General features: G+C 42.2%; 6 protein-coding genes. 1 reads left to right on the top strand and 5 read right to left on the bottom strand.

Annotation, left to right across the window (positions count from 1 at the left end; translation table 11 throughout):
• From AC1DWN_RS28230 to AC1DWN_RS28220, 3 genes are all read right to left on the bottom strand, one after another.
• The coding region (locus AC1DWN_RS28230) for an MntP/YtaF family protein (protein ID WP_477562208.1) at positions 1-287 on the bottom strand (287 nt) is incomplete at its 3' end.
• A 136-nt stretch (positions 288-423) separates the two neighbouring features.
• On the bottom strand, positions 424-834 hold the full coding sequence (locus AC1DWN_RS28225) for a hypothetical protein (protein ID WP_477562207.1): 411 nt from the start codon (positions 832-834) through the stop codon (positions 424-426).
• A 115-nt stretch (positions 835-949) separates the two neighbouring features.
• Positions 950-2,203: an MFS transporter gene (locus AC1DWN_RS28220; protein WP_477562206.1), complete on the bottom strand. Its 1,254-nt coding sequence runs from the start codon at positions 2,201-2,203 to the stop codon at positions 950-952.
• A 568-nt stretch (positions 2,204-2,771) separates the two neighbouring features.
• Here AC1DWN_RS28220 and AC1DWN_RS28215 point away from each other — a divergent pair.
• On the top strand, positions 2,772-3,386 hold the full coding sequence (locus AC1DWN_RS28215; RefSeq protein ID WP_477562205.1) for a 3'-5' exonuclease: 615 nt from the start codon (positions 2,772-2,774) through the stop codon (positions 3,384-3,386).
• 70 nt (positions 3,387-3,456) lie between these two features.
• On the opposite strand, the gene AC1DWN_RS28210 is transcribed toward AC1DWN_RS28215, so the two are convergent.
• Positions 3,457-4,179, bottom strand: coding sequence for a nucleoside phosphorylase (locus tag AC1DWN_RS28210; RefSeq protein WP_477562204.1), 723 nt, complete (start codon positions 4,177-4,179; stop codon positions 3,457-3,459).
• Positions 4,180-4,183: 4 nt separating this feature from the next.
• Positions 4,184-4,766 (bottom strand): sulfite oxidase-like oxidoreductase (locus AC1DWN_RS28205; protein WP_477562203.1); only part of this gene is annotated, 583 nt, incomplete at its 5' end.

The following is a 4,766-nucleotide window of genomic DNA, read 5'->3' as shown; positions in this document are numbered from 1 at the left end:
GGTAACACTTTTGTTATGACTTTTTTCACCCGTTTAGGTCGCATACTCCATATCCCTAGTAGAATTATGACAATGCCGCCTATTAAATCGGTGTGCTGTTGACTCATATATCCTGATGAGATTTTGCCCATTGTAATCGATAAATAGGCGGCGGTCATTCCGAGGAAAGCAATTAATAGATTTGATAATATTGGAATTCTTGTTGAGCGCGTACCAAAAGATACACCAATCCCTACATTATCAATATTAGATACCATTCCTATTAAAATTATCGAAATCCAGTGCATATCTACTCCCCCTTCCTTCTCTTCTACTATGTAGAGTATGCTAGAGTAGGTTGAATAGATTGTGTTCTATCTACTAAAAAAAATGCTACTTATCCATCACTGGCGGCAGCATTTTCTATTCCTGTTTCGTCGCACTTCAATTGAATCTCGCACCTCTTAGTATTTTGTAATTAACAAGATAGTAATGAGCTGGTGTTTTTTCATTCGATAGAATTAATTCCACCATTTCGGAATTTGGTCTACTTAACATAATTGTGATCTCAAAATACTTCGCCCCATGTATAGCATCGACAGCTCTTGCATTAATATCTTTATTTTTCACTGTTACTCGCTCGTTAATTGAAATGATCCGTTCATTTTCAAATTGGGAATACTTTTCATTATATATTTCTCTAAGGGATGATACGATAACCGGATGCAATTGTTGTAATAGTGCCCCTTCAATTAAATCTTCTCTTGGTGCTGAAAACACTTTAGTTTCAGTCTCAATGACTGTACCCGCAATCAGAAAACAAATGACCAAACAGCTAAAGATATATTTAATCATCACAATATCACCCTAAACGTTTTAGGTTATTATCCCCAAAAACAGATTTACAACCCATAGTAACATTTTCGGCTCATCCGCGGAAACGGGCTATATCTCAATCTTTTATCATCATTTAATGTTCAACTGTCTGCTTTTCCTTAATAAGTACAACTAATAAATACTGCAAAGCGGCCATCGCAAACAAAACAACTGGCAACCAAGCAGATTGTAGATCCTTAGCCAGCAAAATGAGCACCATTATCGATATCACTCTACCCGCATTAAGGAATAACTCTCTCATCACAACCGATTCCACCCGCAGCTGACCTTTGAGAGGTAATGTGCCAATTAAGCGATAATAATAAGAAGTCAGTGTATTCACCGCCAGCGGATTACAAATAGAGAACACGATCATAAACAACGCCACCGACCATAACTCGACTTGAATAAGCAGCAGCGCGGCTCCAATCGCTATGCCTGTTGTCGAATATAATACATATTTGCGCATATGCTCCTGTTGTGCTTTCCGAGAAATAACATAACCCGTCGCTACTGTAAGCGATGAGAAAAACATACCTAAATAGCCAACCCAATCCTCACGTCCAACCGTTTGAAAGAGCAATATATTAGGTAGGAACAGCATAATGCCCTGAAATAACCCTAACACGAAAAAACTGTACAGCGCTTTGACCCAACGTTTGTTTTTACTCATAACTAACCCCATAAATTTTAAATAATAGGCTTTATGATGGGATTTAATCATCGGAATTCGGAAGCTGACAAGAGCGGCAATTAGGAACATTACAAAAGCAAGTGTGAAAATAATAGTATACCCCTGCAGCCCTTCGTTATGCTGTATGATAAACCCTGCAAGTGCCGGACCCGCTAAGCCCGCCGTATTAAATACGATCATATTTACAGCCAAAAACCGGATCCGGTTCACTTCCGTTGATACATCATATTGAATGACTATGTATCCCGTCCAGTACAGTCCCGCAGCTATGCCATTAAACACAGCAAATAATAGATAATATTGCGCAACTTGTTCCTGCGCGATAATAACAAATAGATAAAAAATCGCAATCATCACGATACCAAGCCGATAGGTGACCATTCTATCCTTTCGCTTAGAAATCCAGCCTCCTAAGGCGAAAGCAATAGGAGTAATAAGGAAGACGACAATGTTGTAAACTCCGTTAACCGCCAAGTCCTCTGTCAGACGCCATAAGTATAAATTGAGAAATAAACCAGACATCGACGCACCGAACTGAAAGCAACTATGAATGATTAAAGCGGTAATTGCGTCTTTACCCAGCCTTAGATCAGGGGGCAACGGCGCAACTTTAAACCTATTCCATTTTGTTTTCGTCCATATGCCAGTCCCCACTGCAGCTCCCCCATTACTAATATCGTTGTTCTTGGGTTCATTCTAACACATACAAATGATAGCACTTGATTAAAGGAAATCGCTTCCACCGTCAAAATTGTCTTTCTCCTTACGTATAAGACCATATCGATTGCTGAGCCCATGTTTTTATTGCCAATTCGCACTTTTAGAGACACATCCTGAACTTGAATAACACAAATAGTCGATTAAACTCTTTTTTCCGATAAAAATGTTCGAATGAGATGTCCGTGCCTATGACAAACTAAATCCAACAAACCGAAAGGAGGCAACCACGATGGCAAAACAGCAAGGTCACGCGAGAAAGAATACACAATCGAAAACATCAGATAAAAAAAGTAATGGCTCAGGCAACAACCATTAACCTCATTTCAAAATGGCATAGCTGCAATACCTAACCGTACCTAATCGTACGTAAACGCCCCATTTACAAGCTCTTCTTGAGCAGTAATGGGGCGTTTTTATGCCTAAAAGCAGGCTTTTCTTCTTATATATAGAATAGTTAAGATAGATAACTTAAACTTTATACTAGAAAAAGTGGTGAATTCGCATGCGTTATCCTTCTTATACGATCATTGATTTTGAAACTAGTGGTCTTGATCCAAAAAAAGACCGTGTCATCGAAATGGCCGCCATTCGCTGTGTGAATGGTGAGATAGCAAGTGAATTTAGTACGCTAGTGCGCTTCGACGGTAAACTGTCAGCTAAGATTACGGAGCTCACCGGGATTACGGATGAGATGACCACTTATGGCATGGATGAGGATACCGCGTTTCGTATCCTAAATCGGATGCTAGGCGATAATATTTTAATTGCTCATAATGCAGCCTTTGACCTAAGTTTCCTGCATCATTCTTTACTTAGAATTGCCGGAAGATCATTTCAGAATGAATTTATTGATACATTAACTCTGAGTCGTGAACGACATGTTTATCCGCACACGCTGAAGGATATGTCCGATCGTTACCATATTCCGCTAATCGGCGGACACCGCGCGCTTAACGATGTTATTGCATGTTGGGAGCTATTCTGCAAAATGGATGCTGAGCAGCCAACTCACGATGCGATTAATAAGCTTGGTTATATCAAAAAATATGGGCCCCCAACTTGGAGCCCGCCTTATGCTAAGCTAGAGCCTATCGAGCTCAAGTATGCGCCTCGATAAAGCCTCTATAAACGAAAAAGAAGGGGACGTCCTAGGACGTCCCCCCAATAGCTAAGAAAAACTCTATTCCTTACGCAGATGCAAGCTTAACCATTGCACGCAGTGCCGTATCGATTTCACGCTCGATGGCATTAGCAACGACATCTGTATGCGGATCATACTCACCCGCTAGATCTGCATCGGCATAACCGTCTAATGCAAGGATCGCGCCAGCACGAGCGCCGCGCAGCGACGCGATTACGTACAAAGCCGCAATCTCCATCTCCACAGCAATTGCTCCCGCTTGTTTATACTGCTTATGAGGAATTTCAACCACACCAGAGAAAAATACATCGAGCGTTACTGTAATCCCTTTTTTGACAATGCCTTCACTCTCAAGTGCTGACTCGTAAAGCGCCTCCGTTACAGCGCTATCAGCTACAGCCGGAAAACCTGCCGGTACTAGTTGATGTGTAAGACCCTCCGCACGAACAGCTGCCGTACTAACGACTAGACTTCCCGCAGGATGATCCTTTGAATATGAGCCTGCTGTTCCAACTCTAATTAGTGTATCTACACCGCCGCGAATCAGCTCCTCAAAGCAAACAGCCGCTCCCGGTGAACCAACTCCATGACTTACAACAGCTAACTTAACTCCTTCATACTCTCCAACGAATGTCCGATATTCACGGGCAAAAGCCAGCTCCTTCACATTCGTCAGCTTGCGAGAAATAGCTTCCGCTCTGCGTGGATCGCCACATACGATCGCACGTGACGGCAGATCTTCCGGATTAACTTGTAAAATTGGCAACATGTCTTTAATCAAACTCCTTCGTCATCCATTCACCCTCGGGCATCGAGTTCTCATCGCTCGTAAACCGTTGTTCTTTAAATGGATCTGCATAATTATGAAAACCATTCCGCTCCCAGAAGCCAGGACGGTCCTCTTTCATAAACTCAATACCTGTTATCCATTTCGCGCTCTTCCAGAAATACAAATGCGGTACAAGCAAGCGAAGTGGCCAGCCATGCTTGTCCGTCAACGGCTCACCGTCAAAACGATGAGCCAGCATTACATTATCATGCAGCAAATCCTCAAGCGGCAAATTCGTATCATAATCMTCATCCGCATGTATCATCACATAACGGGCTTCTGGTTTCACGCCAAGCAAAGATAGAAAGTCTGAAAACTTAATACCTTCCCATTCTGTATCCAGCTTTGACCAACGTGTTACACAGTGTATGTCACATTCCGTCTTCGACTGCGGCAATGCCAGAAGCTCATCGAAGCTGAACGTCCGTTCTTGCTCGACTTCTCCGAATACACGCAATGACCAGTTTTTCAAGTCGTAGCGAGGAACTTCCCCTTCATGTAAAATAGGAAACCGATCCGTCACCGTC

This window comes from Paenibacillus sp. P4_A7 (genome assembly GCF_056402455.1).
This window is presented reverse-complemented; position numbering and strand designations above follow the sequence as displayed.